Origin of the sequence: Gorillibacterium massiliense (assembly GCF_000455485.1) — a bacterium.
In the GTDB taxonomy this organism is placed as follows: domain Bacteria; phylum Bacillota; class Bacilli; order Paenibacillales; family NBRC-103111; genus Gorillibacterium; species Gorillibacterium massiliense.
In genome coordinates this window covers 23,107-40,693 of the sequence record NZ_CBQR020000151.1, presented here as the reverse complement: position 1 = coordinate 40,693, position 17,587 = coordinate 23,107, and the positions used below count along the sequence as shown (strand labels likewise).

Here is a 17,587-nt window from a genome sequence, read left to right as displayed (position 1 = left end):
AATGTACCTCGACCCACCAACTCTTGGATGCACCTCCGTTGCCGCATCAGGACCGGTAACACTCTCAATATATTCAAATAAGATAGGAATAGAGCGGGTTCTTTAAAGAGGAGGAAGACAAACTGCGCTCCTTCCGTGACCAAGATGTACGGCAAATGCCTGATTATGTAGATGAGACGATCGTTTTTTAACATCATCCGATATCGGTTTTCAAAGGAATGGCGGCGAATTGGCAGCGGCCGTTTCTCCCGTTCACCCTTCTTCCAGCCCCGTTCGTGAAGTGCCGTAGCGGAGGGAACACAATAAGCACTCCAACCCGCGGTGCTCTCTAACGCTTCGGATCATGTACTTTCTGAATGAGAATCTTAGGTCCATTTCTTTGCCTTTTAAATCCTTGAACGTAAGAAGAAATGCTGTCCGAAAACACATTGTCTCCCAGGATAACCACCATCGAATCACCTCCGACATATTGCTCCGTCAGTCCAAGGTCTTGGGAAATACCTCCCACCTCGTCTTGAACCTTATAGGTAAAGGATACCCCCACTTCCCTACCGCTACCAAGTAGACTAACAACATCGCCCATATGCTGAAGCATAATGTCCGGCAATGGACGGGGTAAGTTGTCCTGCTGGTGACGGACAAAACTGTACATCTACGCAAAAAAAGTAAGGCTAGCAGATTAGCCTTACTTGGTCATTTATTTTATAAGCTTCAGTGTTGAATGCTAGCTACATGCTCCATCATCGTAACCGCAATGCCTGCGATTTGCACATTTTGCCTGCTTTTAATTTCTTTAAGTGACCACCCGCAAATCCATTGTTCACAGCATTGTGCGCAACGATACATTGATCCGACCACTTCACCAATTTCTTCAAAGTGCCATCCGTCGAAGCATTATTATCGATGATAACTTGTTCAATCCGGTACTTTTGATCAAAAACGGCCTGCAAGCACTCATCTATATATCCGGAATTACAATAAATAACGATATGGATGCTGACTGTGTTCATCGTTCAGTTTCTGACAGCTCCTTAAGAAAAGCTCTTAGCCCCTCCCGCCACGGCCTTAAGTCTACAAAACCATTCGTACGAATGGCCAAATGCTCCATCACGGAATATTGTGGTCTGGGAGCAGGCCTTGGGAATTCTTCTGTTGTGCAAGGCACAACTTGAGTTTTCAAACCGCTCTCCTCAAAAATAGCACGAGCAAATTCAAACCAAGAACAAATTCCAGAGTTAGACGCATGATAAATGCTGTATCGCTCCGTCTGCACTAACTGCTCAAGGAAATGAGCGAGATCCACTGTGTACGTCGGTGAGCCTAATTGATCACTAACAACCTTAAGTGAATCACGATCTTGAGCAAGTTTAAGCATCGTTTTCACAAAATTAGCACCATACAACCCATAAACCCATGACGTTCTGACGATAAAATATCGGGAAGACAGCGTTTGGACAAGCTGTTCTCCGGCTCTTTTGGACTTGCCGTATACACTTTGCGGATTCGTGTTATCGTATTCTCGATAAGGGTTGCCCCCCGCACCATCAAAAACATAATCCGTACTGATATAACACAGTTTAGCACCGACTTTTTCTGCGGCAACCGCAACATTTCTTGTACCAAAAGCATTAATCTTGTAAGCCAAGTCCTCTTCAGATTCAGCTTTATCTACTGCCGTATAAGCTGCACTATGAATAATTACTTCAGGTCGTAGATCGGAAATAATCCGATTACACTGCTCCTCATTCGTAATATCTAAATGTTCGCGTCCCAAACCATGGATCTCATATTTCCCTGCAAAAAGCTTCACAAGGTCATGTCCTAACTGACCATTGGCACCTGTCACCAATATTTTCATGACTTATCCACCTAATCGAGAGCCATACTGCTTCTCAAAGTATTGTTGGTACTCACCAGACTGGATTCGTTTCCACCAATTTTGGTTATCCAAATACCAACAAATCGTTTCATGAATGCCCGTCTCGAAATTATGTACCGGCTTCCATCCCAATTCCGTACTAATCTTCGTAGCGTTAATGCCATAACGCCGGTCATGTCCAGGGCGATCCTTCACATACTGAATAAGTGACTCCGGCTTCCCAAGCTCGCGTAAAATCGTTTGTACAATTCGAATGTTTGTTCTCTCATTGTTCCCACCAATGTTGTATACCTCCCCGTTGATACCCTTATGAAGAACAAGATCAATTGCACTGCAATGATCCTCGACATACAACCAGTCACGTATATTCAATCCATCTCCATATACAGGAAGAGGCTTATCAGCTAACGCATTAGCAATAATAAGTGGAATAAGCTTTTCTGGGAACTGATAAGGACCGTAGTTATTGGAGCAGCGAGTTATGTTGACAGACAACCCGAATGTTTCATGATAAGCACGAACGAGCAGATCAGATCCAGCCTTGCTTGCTGAATACGGACTGTTTGGAGCAAGTGGAGTTTCCTCTGTGAAAAGCCCTGTTTCGCCTAATGTACCGTAAACTTCATCCGTTGAGACATGGACGAACTTTTGAACTCCGTATTTCTTTGCTGCTTCAAGCATTACTTGTGTACCAAGAACATTCGTCCTCACGAACACATCCGGCTCCAAGATGCTCCTGTCCACATGAGATTCCGCTGCGAAATGAATAACAGCATCGATGCCTTTTTCAAAAAGACCGTTAACCAAGTCTCTATTGGCAATATCGCCTTTTACGAAAGTATAGTTGATGTTGTTTTCTACGGCTGCAAGATTTTCAAGATTCCCAGCATAAGTTACCGCATCTAGGTTGATAAGCTTATAATTCGGATAACGATTAAGCATATAATGAACGAAATTGCTGCCGATGAAGCCGGCTCCACCTGTTATGAGTAATTTCATCTTGATCTCCTTGTCCCTCTTAAAATATATAGCAAATCAATTCATAAAATCGAGGCATTCAATAATGAGAATTATACCATAGACAGCTTCTTCAAGTTGTTCAATCTTCTGGTTTTGCCCGTGTTGTGAGGAGCCAGTTCCCATTCGTACAATAAGTTGACGCGATTAGTCATGAATATCTATATTCTTAAATTAGGTGGGTTTATAATCGCAACTGATGTATCAAAAATCCAATGTTTCTTAATATCCCTTGTTTAAAGAATTTAAACCGAATCATCGTTTTAATACGATTGAAATAATGCGCGCTCTTCATACTTTGAAAAGCTTTCAGCACAGCAAGTTGATTGGCAAGCTCAGGCTCATTCAATAGTGCATCGTAACAATCCACAATACATTGAGCTTGTCTGTAGTTTTTAGTGAAGATCACTGGAGAAAACATTCTTTTTAAAGCAAAAAATAGGCTAAATTTTTTGGCACCTATATTGTTGATTTCATGTTGTCTGTATAAAATCGTAGACTCATTAAGGTAAGAAATCTCACCAAAACATGAAGCTACCAATCCTAACCACCAATCATGCATTATCGCTTCACTCGGAAATGGCACGCCTAGCTTCGCCAAAGATCGATTAACCATCATGGTGCAACCCGTAATTACATTCTGAACCAACAACCTGTTTATTTGGTGATATTCTGGGTTGAGATTCTGGTATTTCCAAAACGATGGACTTATTTGCTTCAATTTTTCATCAACAACCACCAAATCCGAATGAACCAGAATTGGCTGCATATTGTTGCAGTTTTCCATTTTCCTCATATTAAAGAGTGTAGTTTCAATCTTTTGGGGTAGCCATACGTCATCTTGATCAGCAAACATAAAATATTCAAACGAACTACATTCCAACGCATGTTCCATTAAAAGGCTAAAACTACGTATGACACCAACATTACCAGAAGCGCTTACTATCTCAACATGCTGATTCTCCGCATTATATTTTTTAATAATCTCAAACGTCTCATCTGTCGAACCATCGTCCCTAATAAACAAAGTAAATTGCTGAAAGGTCTGTTGCTTCAGCGAATTCAGAAAATCCTGTAAATATCTGCTTCCATTATATGTTGAAAGTAATATTGCAATCTTCATAAAATGGCTCACTCTTTCTTTCGTACATTGAACTCGCTTCTCGGAAATGCCACTTTACATACTGAAAGCGCACTCTTTCCAGAGTGCACTTTCTTAATTTATCTTTTAAAAGTTTATTTCTGCATCCATTAACAATGGAAGCTTTTGGTCCTTGTCGGATAAAATCGGATTAGATATTGGCCAGTTGATTTTTAATGCTGGATCGCTCCACAGTATACCCCGATCATGCTCTGAAGAATAAAACTCATCAACTTTATACAATACCTCTGTATTGGGAACAATCGTGCAGAAACCATGCGCAAAACCTTGAGGCACAAGCAATTGTCTCTTGTTTTCTGAACTTAGAATAAACCCAGCCCATTGCCCATAAGTAGGAGACGATCGGCGTATATCCACCACTACATCATATATTGCACCATTAACAACACGAACAAGCTTTGACTGCGATTTTGGGTTTAATTGATAGTGTAAACCTCGAATTACTCCAGTTTCAACAGAAAGCGAATGATTATCTTGCACATATAAGTGCTCGATCCCTAACTCAAGAAATTTTTGTTTATTATAGCTTTCCATAAAAAAACCGCGGCTATCCGAAAATACCTTAGGCTCTAATAATAATACATCTAAAAAAAAAGTTTCTACTATTTGCATGCTATTCATCTCCAAACTTCATGCGGCTAGCAAGGTCAATTAAATATTGACCATACGTGTTTTTCTTTAGCGGCTCCGCCAGTTCCAACAACTTTTCGCGTGAAATATAACCTTTACGGAATGCAATTTCTTCTAGACAAGCTACTTTCAAACTTTGTCGTCTCTCGATTGTTTCAATAAAAGTTGATGCCTCAAGTAAGGACTCATGAGTCCCTGTATCCAACCACGCAAAACCACGCCCAAGCAATTCAACATGCAACTCGCCCATTTCCAAATATGCCTTGTTTACATCGGTAATTTCTAACTCTCCACGAGCTGAAGGTTTTATACCTTTTGCTATTTCTACAATACGATTATCATAAAAATATAACCCAGCAACAGCATAAGTTGATTTAGGTTGTGAAGGCTTCTCTTCTATAGAAAGTACTTTCCCCATTTTGTCAAATTCAACTACACCGAACCGTTCGGGGTCTTTTACATTATAGCCAAACACTGTTGCTCCATTTTTCCTACTACTTGCTCGTGCCAAAATATCAGTAAAGCCATGACCATAAAAAATATTATCACCTAAAATAAGAGATACCGAATCATTACCAATGAAATGCTCGCCAATCAAAAAGGCCTGAGCTAAACCATCTGGTGATGGCTGTATTGCATATGAAATAGAAATACCAAGGTTATGGCCATCACCTAATAATTGCTCGAATCGCGGTGTGTCTTCTGGTGTAGAAATAATTAATATATCTTTTATACCTGCGAGCATTATCACAGATAACGGATAATAAATCATAGGCTTGTCATAAATAGGAAGTAACTGTTTTGAAATTGATTTTGTTAGTGGATACAGGCGTGTACCACTACCACCTGCTAGAATTATCCCTTTCAATGATCTGACCTCCTTGTTGTATAAGTTTTCACGAAATAATGAAAATTCCAGATTTTCATGGAATTCATAGATAGCCTTAGTTCAATATTTATAATAGAAACACAATTTCATATTTATAATAAATTTCAAATGTGTAAATTAGAAGAGAGGAGTTGAAGATGCAAAGGGTTGTTTCCCAAATGAGTCCCCCCTGAATCATAAAAGTTTTTTTTGATGGAAGTATACAGAGCTGAATTGTTTAATGGATATAAAACCTCTACTTGTTTTTCTATTTTACCTTAAAGTAATGTACTAATTGAGCAATTCCATCGCTTACTTGCACTTTTGCTTGGAAACTCAAGTGGGTTTTAGATTTCGATCCATCCAACACATTATATTTTACATCAATTGCCCTTTCGGGAACATGACGAATAACCGCTTTTTTCCTTAACAGTAACTCAAGTTCTTCAATTACTTGGATTACTGAGGTACCGGTTCCTGTTCCTATATTAAATACTGGAATAGTATGAGTCTGATAATTGTATGAAAGAGCTAACTCAATTGCATTACATACATCAGATATTTCTATATAATCTCTTATTGTCTGTCCTCCTCCAAACAATGTAATAGGTTCATCATGTAATATCCTATGTAAGAACACACTGATTGCACCGATTAACTTTTCTGGATTTTGATTCTTACCATATGGGTTAGCGATTCTTAAAATTAAGTTTTCCATCCCATATAACTGGTTATACATCAGCAATATTTTTTCTAATGTTAGTTTCAAAATGCCATAGTGATTGATAGGATCTGTTAGATCTGTTTCTCGAATTGGTCTTTCATAACTATTTCCGTAAACTGTTCCGCCTGAGGATAAAAAAATTACCCTCTTTAATTGAGCTTTCCTACACGCATCCAAAAGCTCAAGCATTTTGGTGATGTCCTGATGATAGGGCTCAATGCCAGCGTCCATTGACGAGGAGGGAAAGACGCTACTAATTAAATGAATAACTATATCATGATTTTTGATTATTTCGTCATAATTATTTTCATTATAGAAATCGCCTTCGATTATCGAGAATTTAGTTGGAAGTTCCTTTTCTTTTGTATTTCTATCATAAATAGTTATTTTATGACCATCTCTGTATAACTGCTCCGCAAGGTTTAAACCGATGAATCCTCCCCCTCCTAAGAGCAAGCAATTATAGGAATTCATTTAATCCCTCCAAATTAGAATAATTCAGTTAGTTTTAGATATAAGTTTGTATAGTTTTCTAATTATTTTTCCAACAACAGATGTTTTCGGAAAAATTATCTTCGTAGCAAGTTTTATTCTTTCTTTCCCACTTATATTTTCTGGTTCCGATATTGTGCAATTACTAGGATGTTGAATGTAAATATTCGACGTACCTCTATCCATAATTTCCGATTTATAATAAAGCGGTACAATAAATCCATTTATCATATATCGTAAATAATTAGGAAGTTCGCTATCATAAGCTCTAAAAATTCTTTGCAAACTCTTATAATTATCGCCAGTTTTTACCATGCTATCTTCCGAAACTCTATACCAGAATATAGTATCAGGAATTACACTTTGCTTAAAGCCCTTTAGACTCAATCTAGCCAAAAATTCCCAATCATCAAGTGAAAGACGGTCAATTGCAAATCCTCCCACTTCTTGATATACACTTTTTTTGATAATAAAATTTGCATCTCCAAAGACATTTTCAGTGAATCCAAGCTCAAGAATAGGTCCCATCGGAAGCATTATATTAGCTATTTCAGTATTTTCATTTGGCGTTTGTTTGCCCAAAAAAGTACTTATATGACATGTTAAGCAGTCCGCCTTACTTTTGTAAATCCCATATAAAAAGTCATATACCATATTAGGCTTTACAGCATTATCTGAATCAACAAAAATTATGTATTCCCCATTAGCTTTATTTACCAAGTAGTTTCTTGTCTTACCTAAATATTCGTTTTGTTTTTTATAAAAATTCCAATTTGGTAGATCATATTTTTTTGTAGAATCATCAAAAACTTCATGTGCTTCTTTTGAAGGGCTACCATCATCTACTACTATGACTTCATAATTACTATACGTAGTTTTTGAAATTGACTCTAAAGCAGCAGGTAGATATTCAGGATGATTATAATGCGCAATACAAATTGATATTAATGGGTTTTCTTTCTCAATTTTATTTATTATCTCCATATCAACATTAGGCTTTTTTTCATCGAAAATTTTAGCTAACTGCCTATTTATTAATTCAGTTCTATCTTCACTAATTTGCAAAAATGGAATAATGTCATAATTTTCAGCATATTTCCAAGCGTTTTGATTGAACCAATCAAACATATCTTTACTTGGGAATATCAGGAAGTCCGCATGCTCAACGCAGAATCTCTCAGCATACCATAATTTCATATCTTGAACAGGATCAGTATTCCAACCTGAAGCCTCATACTTCAATAATTGTGAGGGTTTATCTGCGTAAACAAAAATAGATGTATCATTCAAATATTTGCTAGTCTCTTTTGCTTGTATAGAAAAGAATCCATTTGCTCCGTTTACTCCGAAAACAACAAAATCAAAATGGTTCTTCTTTAAATATTCGTAAGTTGAATATGAAGCAACTGTAAACCTATCCTTTGGTATAATAGGATAATTTGTCGTGTTATCAATCAAAGATATATATTCGATATTTAATTTTTTAAAGTTATCCCTGTAAGACTCATGTTCACTATGTTCATATTCTCCAACACAATAAATCGTCATCAAATGTGTTTCTCTAAGTATTTCACTAAGTGCATGCACGTTTTCATCAATTGTATTCGCTACCAAACATAAACTTTTCATAAAGCCCCCGATTTAGTTAAAAATAGCTTTTTTGATTCTATGTCGCAAACTTAACTTTGGTTCAACCTTAGATTCTTGCTTATTTTCGTCGTCATCAGCAATCATATTTACAAAAACATCCCTAACGATCTTATTATCAAATAATAACTCTTCAGGATTTTCAATTCCGCTTTTCCTATATGCATCAATATAAGATTTTAATGCCCAAAAAACTTTATCGTTTCCCTGGAGATTAATCGAATTAAATAATAAAGTGCTTTGTTCTATAACTTGTTTTTCACTGAAATCTTGGAAAATATATTTACCATAAAACTTATCGATATTAGCTGCTAAAACTATACAGATCTCAAATAATAGCCATTTTCTATTTGTGTTAATGGTATTATTTCCATGCAATCTATAATTCATAGAAGCTTCTTTCAGAATTTTACATTTATATTTAGAAGCAAGCCTAAGCATATAATCCCAATCATGCGCAAATCTTAAGTTCCTCATACCACCAATATCTTGATAAATCTTTCTCTTAAAAAACATATTACTGGTTGTAGAAACGAAATTAGTCATAATAATATTTGTATAAAAATTATCTTGTACTTTATAACTTTGTTGACTATTCGGAATTGGCCAAGGTTCACAATTGTGCCAGCCCTCTTTAATTACCAATGAGTTTCCATCCGCATCTATAATATTAATATAAGTGCAAACAAAATCTAGTTCATTATCTTTTTCAAACTCACTTATAATATTTTGAAATCTGTCAGGCGAAAACGTATCATCAGAATTTAAGACAGTAAGAAAATCCCCAGTTGCTAATCTAAGACCATTATTAATAGCATTATGTGCACCTTGATTTTCCTGCTTATGTTTTATTACTCTTTCATCTGTTATGTTACTAATGTAATCCCATGATGCATCTTTAGATCCATCATCGATTATAATTAGTTCTATATTTTTATAACTTTGGTTTAAGACACTCTCTACTGCTTGTCGAATGAATTTTTCGTGATTATAAGATGGAATTATTACACTAATTTTTTTATTCATTTTTAACTCCTTAATTTTTTATATTTTTCTATTGCAATTTCAAAGGAAGACTCCCATTGTTTTGATATTGTATCTATTGAAAATTCATTTTTTATATGTTGATTATTTTGTTGCAAAGAATTATTATAAAACGATAAATTTTGCTTGAAATTGGTGAAATCATCCACTTTCGATTTCAATTCTATTTCTGAACTATCGCTAAAAATTAAACCTGCATTGTATTTCTCAAGAACGTATTTAACATCACCAACATCAGTGCAAATTGCCGGAACTGCATTAAGTAATGCTTCAAGCATGGCAATTGGGAGCCCTTCATATTCTGAAACAAAGATTATTCCATCTAGAAAACAAAAGACTTCACACAAATCATCAATATAGTCAATCATTGTTACATTGTCTAAATGGTGTTTATTTACATATTCTTTAACCTGTTCTTTCAATTCCCCATTTCCAATAAGAAAAAAATGATTATCATTTTGAATTTTATTTATTTCCCTAATTAGTTGAGCGAGCAGAAGTGGGCGTTTTTGCGGTGCCATCCGTCCAATAAAAGCGAATATCTTTTTATCAGATGGTACCTTATATTTTTGATTCATTTGGTCTTTATTATATAAATGAGCACTAGCCTTACTTAGATTTACTGCTGAATAGATAATATCTATTTTTTCTTTTGACATTTTGAAATCATTTGTAAGTTTATCATAAATTTTTCTGTTTACAGCAATGAAACGATCAAATGATTGTATTCCTTTTTCTTGATATCTATTGATCCATCCAGCCTCTGCATCATATACCTCTTGGTCAATTATAGGTATATCATTAAATACTGCTCTTATTTCCAAGGCATTATCACATAGCCAATTTGACCCATTACAGATCCAAACTGCTTCCGGTTTATAAATATCTTTTAAGTCCCTAAGTGCATCAAGATAAATTGAGTAATCCATTAGTTCGTGAAAATCATATATGCACTTTGCTGAATCTCTCATTTTATAGTGTAACGAGCCATGCTGCTCGGATATCCATTCAAGCGTTATAGTAATAAAATCATATTTACTAGCGAGCCGTTCCATTACTTCTATTGTATTGCGTTCAACTCCCCCTACGAATAAATAGACTGGAATAACAAAAATGCATGGCTTATTTTGTTTATAGTAAAGTTCATATTTTTCTATTGGCTTGCTATAATTCACTGCTTTTCCAATGACAATCTGTTTGTGATCGTATGATAAATTCTTCTCAACACCAAAATACATTCCAAAAAAAGTTTCGCACTTCATGACTTCAATTTGTTCATTCTCAGTATGAAAAACTCTAACAACATTGCCTAAGCTATTTTCAAAATTCAGTTCCCTATTTGCCATGATTCTTTCAGAAGCAATAATAATATTGCTTCTAAACTCTTTTAACACAGCTACATTTGGCATATCTTTTAGAAGAAAAGAAAGTAATATAAAATCGCTTTTAACCTTGTTAACCATTAGGAGAATGTTTGAAAATATTTCGTCTGACAACTTATAATGTTCTGGCATAAACCATATATATTCATACTTTGTTTTTATTTCCGCATAATGTAAAGCCTCACCGTTTACTACATAAGAATCTACATCTACCTTATAAACTATAATTTCAAATTGATCTCCAAAAAGTTCATGATTGAAAGTAAATTCCGTATTGTTTAATATACAAAGTCCAATTTTCTTTCTTTCAGGAGTTACTTCAATATAATGGCTATGTTTTATCTTTCGTTGTTTATCAAAAAAAACAGACTTTATATCTCTTAAAATTTTGAATTGACGTAAATATTGTTTAGCTCTATTTAGCATAGAACGTCTCCTATCGAAAAAATCAATTTTAATACTTATATATTCAATAAAATATTTGCTAATCAGATAATTCTCAACAAAATTCTTATGGAAACCGAGACGTGATAAAGTTCCTAATTCGTAATACAGCATAAATAATCTCGAATAGAAATTTGAAAGTTTTACTTCGTTAATACTTGTATTTATTTCAATTTTTTTTATATCTTCATGGATGTTATCAATAATTGCCTTCGAATCTATATTCTTGACTTGGTTTGCATATTTTTCGATCCAATTTTCATATTCTAATCTCAGATTGGTAATTTTCAAAAATTTATTGTCTAATTCAGGGTGCAATTTTTCGAAAACAACTGCCATTTCTCCTGCTGATTCTTGCCTTCTACAAAATCTTCCAAGGTCAAAAAAATGATAATGATATACATAGGCTTCAGGGTAATAAAAAATCTGCAATCCTTTTTTAGCTAATCTATATGCAAACTCAATATCTTCAAAACCATATTTATCAAAACGCAAATCAAAAAGCATATTTCCTATAATCGTTTTAGGTACACTAATATTAGAGGTATAGAAATGCCTAAAATCAACTAGATCATTTTCTGGTATGTTCTCGAATGAAAATTGCTCACCACCTATTTCGGTTATATGTTTCATTAAGTGGTTTATTTCTAATTTTGGATGCCATTTTATATTTCCTAAGATAGCTGTTTTACGATTTAAGCTTACATATTTCTCATAGTGCTGATTTAATATTTCAGGGTTCGGATAAATATCATCTCCAATAAAATATATGATCTCTCCATTTGCAATTTTTAATGCCGCATTTCTTGCCTGGGATGCTCCACCATGTATATTTTCTAAAATTATTATTGGAAGATTTTCAATGCTCTTTAAGTAGGATATACTATCATCTGTAGAACCATCATCCGAAAAAATTATTTCATATTTGTATCTTGTAACCTGCTCTACTGCGCGAAGGGATTCTATCAATTCAGGAAGTACATCCAGCCTATTATAAGTTGGAATTATTACGGATATTTGTACCATAATTCCTCCAATTGAATTTTATATATCAACACAAAAATCATTCATTATTTCCTATAATGAATGATTTTTCTAATATATTCAATTAACCTCCAACTTTTGGAGGTGTATATTTTAACCAATTCTTCTATTTTGTTATTAAGCTCCATTTCTAACGCATTTTTAGCATCCGTTGTTACACGCAGAGTACTAACTATTTCATCATTTGTAATCTTTAATTCATTATTTTTATATACTATTTCATCATTTGTAATCGTTAATTCATTATTTTTATGTACTAACTCATCATTTATAGTCGTTAATTCATTTTTTACATTTTCCAAATTATTGTTTACAATTGATATTTCATTGTTATAAACAGCTAATTTTGAATAATCATCATGTAACTGATTATTAGCCACCATTAATTCTGCTTCTTTATTCTTAATTTTTATAAATGATTCTCTTGCAAATGTATTTAAATCAATAAATTGAACTTTCAAAACAATTTTATCTATTTGTAATTCGGTATTTTCTAATTTGTTAAAAATAAATTGTGGATCGTCATGAAAAAAAACATAATAATCGCCATCAACTATATTAGCATTGTTGTTATCTATTTTAAGTTCTAGATTAGAATCAGAACTCACTACATTTATTCCAATAATTTTGATTGCACAAGGTACCTTGCAAATGTCAATTCTAAAACAGTTTTGACGAAATAATTTAACCTTATCTACAAAAAATTCTATGGACTGTTCATTACGATTTGAAATATTTATATCAATATTTATAGTATTTAACTCATTAAATCCTGTTCCTTCATCCCAAAAAAATTGGGCGATTGAATTAGAGGCTTCCCTCTTTCTAAGCTCCAACAAATCACTTAAGTAATATGTTTCCTTTAGATGTACATTATAAATATTTGAATTATTACCATGTACATACTTTTGAAAATTAGACTCCATTTGCGAAAAGATAATTATATCATCTTCATAAATATCAAAAAGCTTAAATACCTCTTCAACACTAATAAACTTGTTCTTATTTAGTTTACTATTAAACTTGTTATAAAAAGCAATAATATTCCTATATACAATATAATTAAACGGTATTGGAAAAGTAAAAACCCACTCATAGTCGATCATAGTTAATTTTCCGTCATTAACCACTAAATTATCGAAGGATACATCAATATTTGAAACAGGCAAATATTCGAAAGTATATTCTTTAGAAAGAACTCCAAAAACTGCACAAAACTCATCATTTATATCAGAAGTCTTCTTTAATTGAATTTCCCCATGATCCGTAAGGACTTCCTTATACTCGTATAAGTAGTCGATAAATCCTTTCTTATCATTGGATTCAATGCTCATAAGAATAGATTCCTGGAGAGTTATTCCCTGTGCATATTCAAAAATAATTTCATTATCATGAAGTTCAGCGCCACAAACCACAAGTTTTTTATATACATTTTTAAGAAGTTGGCGATTATCGCTAATTTTTCTTATGAATTGTTCTGCCTCTATATTCACGCTCTTCTTTTTTACACGCACTTTTCCATTTTCATTTTCAATTACAGTCTTAAGAGCAAATTCCTTTTTTCTAAATGGATTATATTTTACATACTCAATGGTCATGCCTTCACCTTCTAAAGTCAAACTTTTGTTTTATTCTCTATTACAATTAAAAAAGAGTTAGAGAAAAAATCATACATTTGGCTATTAATTAAATTGTCATATACGCTCTTTTCATCAAAGAAAGAAAGCTTATCTTGATCATAATTATATCTTTCAAGTACTAAATCCCCTATTTGTGGTAATCTCTTGTCAGAATAGATTTGTAATGGAAATTTGTAATCAGGATAAGGATAGTAAAACTCAAAATCATGAAGTCCTGCTTCATATAACATTGTCTTTAGTTCGGTTTTAGAAAAGGTTTCAGCACTATTATTAGAAGTATAACCTTCTATTCCATCAAATAATATACCTGTATGATCCTCTTTAGCTCCAGACCAGTACTTTAGTCCAAATTTATTTTCAATTGCTATAAAAAGTTTGCCATCTTCTTTCAAATACTCTTTAATTTTTTTTAGAAAGTATAAATATGGGTTATTTTTGTTATCAATATATAGTTTTGCGTACTCTAAGACACCAACCAAGGTTATATAATCATATTTTTTTGTTATTTCAATATCATTAAAATTGCCAACAATGATTTCTAAGTTTTCGTAATTTTTATGTCTGAAAGCATTAATCATAGACCTCTTTTTAGAAAGCTCGATACATGTAACAAATAAATCATTTTTCAAAAGCGCTCCAGTAACAGCACCACAACCAGCTCCGATTTCTAAAACTTCTGCATTTCTTTTAAAAGGAAACCATTCTAATATATTTTGTCTTATCGTGGAAAAATGATAGAGGATAGGCCATCTTGAATCCTCTGCAAGCACAGCTTCACAATCCTCATAATTGCGAGCAATTTCAAGCATCTGATCTTCAATATCACCATCTGAATATAAGTCACTGCCCTTATAGTAAGAATAATTCAGCTTTACATTACCTATAAGCTCTTCACTCATCATTGAATCATCCTTTTTATTTCTATGTCAGAATTACAATCGTAGTACCCTATCGTATTTTTCTGTGAAACAACTGTAATATTACAAACATCATAAAGCCTGTGATACACCACAAATTCATTTCCACTATAACCCGTACAACCAAGTGATAGTAAATAAGTACTTCCCTGCAAATTCATTTCTTGTTTAAAAGAAATTTCAATTATCTCGTTATCATTAATATTTTCAATCGTTTTGTTTTCTAACAATGTGTTTGTACCCATAAGTTCAGTACCCTTGATATCCTTAATGGTGAAGGCAAATATAGGTGCAAGAATTTTTTTGTTAAACTTAATCTTCATGTATATTTCGAATTGCTCACTTTTTAATATGGAATTTGTCACCATTCCTGTTTTATCTTTAATTGCAAAATCAATTATTTCCGCCTCTTTACTACCGTAATCTAAGACGAATGGATTGATAGTAAGTCTGTTCTTACAAAACAGATCATCATCATTATCTAATAATTGCTCTTGCAGTTTTGTTTCTTCTATTGCTTCATCTTTATATTGATTAACTAAAAGTTTCTTATATATGTTGAGAATATGATCGGCGGAACCCTCTGAAATCGTTTTTCCATGATTCAGTAAGAGAACCCTATCACAGTATTTCAATATACTACTCATATCGTGGGAAACAAACAAAATCGTCTTTCCCTTACTCTTAAACTCTTCAAATTTCTTATAGCACTTGGCTTGAAAGAAAAAATCTCCAACAGATAGTGCTTCATCAACAATCAATATATCTGGATCAACATTTATCGCGACTGCAAAAGCTAATCTGGCAAACATACCGCTTGAGTAGGTTTTTACGGGCTGATTAACAAAATCCCCTATATCTGCAAACTCAATAATTGAATCCACTTTATTTGCAATTTCTTCTTTTGTAAATCCAAGCATCGCACCATTTAAATAAATGTTCTGAATTCCAGTATATTCAAAATTAAATCCTGCACCTAATTCCAATAAAGCTGAGATTTTTCCATTAATTGCAATTTTGCCACTGGAAGCACTCAATACCCCTGTAATAATTTTTAATAGAGTCGACTTGCCCGAACCATTCTGTCCCATTATCCCATAAATTTCACCTCTATGGACATCGAATGAAACATCAGTTAAAGCGTTGAAATCTTTGTGATAAGATTTTCTTCCAAGATTCAATGATTCTTTTAAGCGATCTATAGGCTTATCATAAACTTTATAAATTTTCGATAGATTGGAAACTTGTATTATTGTGTCACTCATCATATTCTCCTCAGTACATAATTAAAGAACATCTGCAAAATGGGGCTTTAATCTTTTGTAAATCATCATACCAATACCAAATAGTACTATCGTTACTGCCCAAAAATAAATGGTTTCCCCATAACTCTGCCAGATCCACTTATGATATAAAAGTGAGTTTCTATAACCTTCTGTTATATAGTAAACAGGATTTAATTTAAAAATCCATCTATACTGTTCAGGTACAATACTTAGATTCCACATAATCGGCGTCAGCCACATAAAGAACTGCAAAAAGATATTGATTATTTGCATTAAATCTTTGAAAAATATCATAATCGGCGCAAAAATGTATGATAATGCAAGAGCTAAGCAAAATGTACAAACACTAAAATAACCTACTTGAATAAAAGTGATGCCAGTAGAATAACCATAAATTGCAAATAGGCATGCAATTATCAATAGAAAGAAAAAATGAACAATAAGAGATGATGTTGTTTTTACAAAAGGAAGTATTTTAATATTAAATACAACTTTTTTTACAAGGTAACTATACTCTATAAAGCAGTTGCTAGCATTAATAAGTGCATCAGAAAAGAAAAACCAAGGTACCATTCCTGTTACTAGCCAAATTATAAAGGGTACATCACTAACTGTTTGTGCCCTAAATCCAACCTGAAAAACAAACCAATAAATAAGGATAGACATAACCGGCTGAATAAAGGCCCAAACAATACCCAAATATGAGCCTGCATATTTGGTCTTAAAATCATTTGAAGCAAGTGTAGTTATAAGAGCTCGGTTCGAATAAATATCTGTTATAAAACTCTTAATTGATCTTTGTCTAAGCAATAAAAATATTGCAGCGATTACAATAAACCATATAAGAATAGCATATAGTGCTATTTTTTTATTATCCACAGGATTGTCAGCACCAGCTGAAAGGCCACTGAGAGAATAGATATAAGGATCGTTACTATCCATTTCTATATTTATAGTATTATCTGTAATCTCGTAACGCGTTAAGTTAAATGCTAAGAAATTCTTTACTATTTTATCAGCATCAAATATTTCACGGGACAAAGCATTTCCATATCTAATCTCTTTGATTAATACTTTCTTATTTCGTCCATCGCCTAAATCCAACCTAAATTTACCTGTTTTATCATAAGGGATTTTCACTCTGATAACCTGAAATTCATTTGATCCCTTAACATCTATTTTTTTTGAATGTTGCTCATCAAAGTATGTTTTTTTTCCATTGTCATAGAAAATTTGAATAGTATCGTTTTGAGGAATTTTCATCTCTACAGCAATACTAAAGGAATCCATATTTTGCGTTGCTACCATCTTATAAATAATAAAAAGCAAGAATATTGAAATGACTAGCGTTGATATTTTCTTGAGTCTAATTGTTCTCATTTTATCCCCCAAAATTATCCATGCCCTCACA

14 protein-coding genes and 1 pseudogene are annotated in these 17,587 nt (G+C 33.4%); all 15 read right to left on the bottom strand.

The window, feature by feature from the left end; translation table 11 throughout:
- Positions 1-331 precede the first annotated feature (331 nt).
- Positions 332-652: pseudogene (locus TJ79_RS28280) on the bottom strand (glycosyltransferase family protein); the annotation flags it as partial.
- 88 nt (positions 653-740) lie between these two features.
- Positions 741-1,010, bottom strand: coding sequence for a glycosyltransferase (locus TJ79_RS21355; RefSeq protein WP_040952380.1), 270 nt, complete (start codon positions 1,008-1,010; stop codon positions 741-743).
- Entirely contained in the window at positions 1,007-1,858 is an 852-nt protein-coding gene (gene rfbD, locus TJ79_RS21350) for a dTDP-4-dehydrorhamnose reductase (RefSeq protein WP_040952379.1), read from the bottom strand. Before rfbD ends, TJ79_RS21355 begins: the two co-directional genes overlap by 4 nt.
- A 3-nt stretch (positions 1,859-1,861) precedes the next feature.
- Complete coding sequence (gene rfbB / locus TJ79_RS21345) at positions 1,862-2,878, bottom strand: dTDP-glucose 4,6-dehydratase (RefSeq protein WP_040952378.1); 1,017 nt, start codon at positions 2,876-2,878, stop codon at positions 1,862-1,864.
- Between the two features lie 202 nt (positions 2,879-3,080).
- Entirely contained in the window at positions 3,081-4,019 is a 939-nt protein-coding gene (locus tag TJ79_RS21340; protein WP_040952377.1) for a glycosyltransferase family 2 protein, read from the bottom strand.
- A 105-nt stretch (positions 4,020-4,124) separates the two neighbouring features.
- Positions 4,125-4,670 (bottom strand): dTDP-4-dehydrorhamnose 3,5-epimerase, encoded by a 546-nt coding sequence (gene rfbC, locus TJ79_RS21335; RefSeq protein WP_040952376.1) that lies wholly within the window; start codon positions 4,668-4,670, stop codon positions 4,125-4,127.
- 1 nt (position 4,671) lies between these two features.
- Positions 4,672-5,556: a glucose-1-phosphate thymidylyltransferase RfbA gene (gene rfbA / locus TJ79_RS21330; protein ID WP_040952375.1), complete on the bottom strand. Its 885-nt coding sequence runs from the start codon at positions 5,554-5,556 to the stop codon at positions 4,672-4,674.
- A gap of 268 nt (positions 5,557-5,824) precedes the next feature.
- The gene (locus tag TJ79_RS21325) at positions 5,825-6,754 is read right to left on the bottom strand and encodes an NAD-dependent epimerase/dehydratase family protein (protein ID WP_040952374.1); all 930 of its coding nucleotides are present in this window, start codon (positions 6,752-6,754) and stop codon (positions 5,825-5,827) included.
- A gap of 24 nt (positions 6,755-6,778) precedes the next feature.
- Positions 6,779-8,401 carry a glycosyltransferase family 2 protein gene (locus TJ79_RS21320; RefSeq protein WP_040952373.1) on the bottom strand — a complete coding sequence of 541 codons (1,623 nt, stop codon included), beginning with the start codon at positions 8,399-8,401 and terminating at the stop codon, positions 6,779-6,781.
- Positions 8,402-8,413: 12 nt separating this feature from the next.
- Entirely contained in the window at positions 8,414-9,445 is a 1,032-nt protein-coding gene (locus TJ79_RS21315) for a glycosyltransferase (RefSeq protein WP_081757063.1), read from the bottom strand.
- A gap of 2 nt (positions 9,446-9,447) precedes the next feature.
- A complete protein-coding gene (locus tag TJ79_RS21310; protein ID WP_040952372.1) occupies positions 9,448-12,315 on the bottom strand; it encodes a glycosyltransferase in 2,868 nt (955 codons plus the stop codon).
- A 44-nt stretch (positions 12,316-12,359) separates the two neighbouring features.
- A complete protein-coding gene (locus TJ79_RS21305; protein ID WP_040952371.1) occupies positions 12,360-13,931 on the bottom strand; it encodes a hypothetical protein in 1,572 nt (523 codons plus the stop codon).
- A gap of 17 nt (positions 13,932-13,948) precedes the next feature.
- Positions 13,949-14,872 carry a class I SAM-dependent methyltransferase gene (locus tag TJ79_RS21300; protein WP_040952370.1) on the bottom strand — a complete coding sequence of 308 codons (924 nt, stop codon included), beginning with the start codon at positions 14,870-14,872 and terminating at the stop codon, positions 13,949-13,951.
- Positions 14,872-16,155 carry a Wzt carbohydrate-binding domain-containing protein gene (locus TJ79_RS21295; RefSeq protein ID WP_155987985.1) on the bottom strand — a complete coding sequence of 428 codons (1,284 nt, stop codon included), beginning with the start codon at positions 16,153-16,155 and terminating at the stop codon, positions 14,872-14,874. Before TJ79_RS21295 ends, TJ79_RS21300 begins: the two co-directional genes overlap by 1 nt.
- A 21-nt stretch (positions 16,156-16,176) precedes the next feature.
- A complete protein-coding gene (locus TJ79_RS26240) occupies positions 16,177-17,484 on the bottom strand; it encodes an ABC transporter permease (protein ID WP_238323100.1) in 1,308 nt (435 codons plus the stop codon).
- Positions 17,485-17,587 lie beyond the last annotated feature (103 nt).

Excerpts from the sequence above, each read along its gene's own strand:
- TJ79_RS21355 (WP_040952380.1), bottom strand. The coding sequence starts at position 1,010 with ATGAACACAGTCAGCATCCATATCGTTATTTATTGTAATTCCGGATAT.
- rfbD (WP_040952379.1), bottom strand. The coding sequence starts at position 1,858 with ATGAAAATATTGGTGACAGGTGCCAATGGTCAGTTAGGACATGACCTT.
- rfbB (WP_040952378.1), bottom strand. The coding sequence starts at position 2,878 with ATGAAATTACTCATAACAGGTGGAGCCGGCTTCATCGGCAGCAATTTC.
- TJ79_RS21340 (WP_040952377.1), bottom strand. The coding sequence starts at position 4,019 with ATGAAGATTGCAATATTACTTTCAACATATAATGGAAGCAGATATTTA.
- rfbC (WP_040952376.1), bottom strand. The coding sequence starts at position 4,670 with ATGCAAATAGTAGAAACTTTTTTTTTAGATGTATTATTATTAGAGCCT.
- TJ79_RS21325 (WP_040952374.1), bottom strand. The coding sequence starts at position 6,754 with ATGAATTCCTATAATTGCTTGCTCTTAGGAGGGGGAGGATTCATCGGT.
- TJ79_RS21320 (WP_040952373.1), bottom strand. The coding sequence starts at position 8,401 with ATGAAAAGTTTATGTTTGGTAGCGAATACAATTGATGAAAACGTGCAT.
- TJ79_RS21315 (WP_081757063.1), bottom strand. The coding sequence starts at position 9,445 with ATGAATAAAAAAATTAGTGTAATAATTCCATCTTATAATCACGAAAAA.
- TJ79_RS21310 (WP_040952372.1), bottom strand. The coding sequence starts at position 12,315 with ATGGTACAAATATCCGTAATAATTCCAACTTATAATAGGCTGGATGTA.
- TJ79_RS21305 (WP_040952371.1), bottom strand. The coding sequence starts at position 13,931 with ATGACCATTGAGTATGTAAAATATAATCCATTTAGAAAAAAGGAATTT.
- TJ79_RS21300 (WP_040952370.1), bottom strand. The coding sequence starts at position 14,872 with ATGAGTGAAGAGCTTATAGGTAATGTAAAGCTGAATTATTCTTACTAT.
- TJ79_RS21295 (WP_155987985.1), bottom strand. The coding sequence starts at position 16,155 with ATGAGTGACACAATAATACAAGTTTCCAATCTATCGAAAATTTATAAA.
- TJ79_RS26240 (WP_238323100.1), bottom strand. The coding sequence starts at position 17,484 with ATGGTAGCAACGCAAAATATGGATTCCTTTAGTATTGCTGTAGAGATG.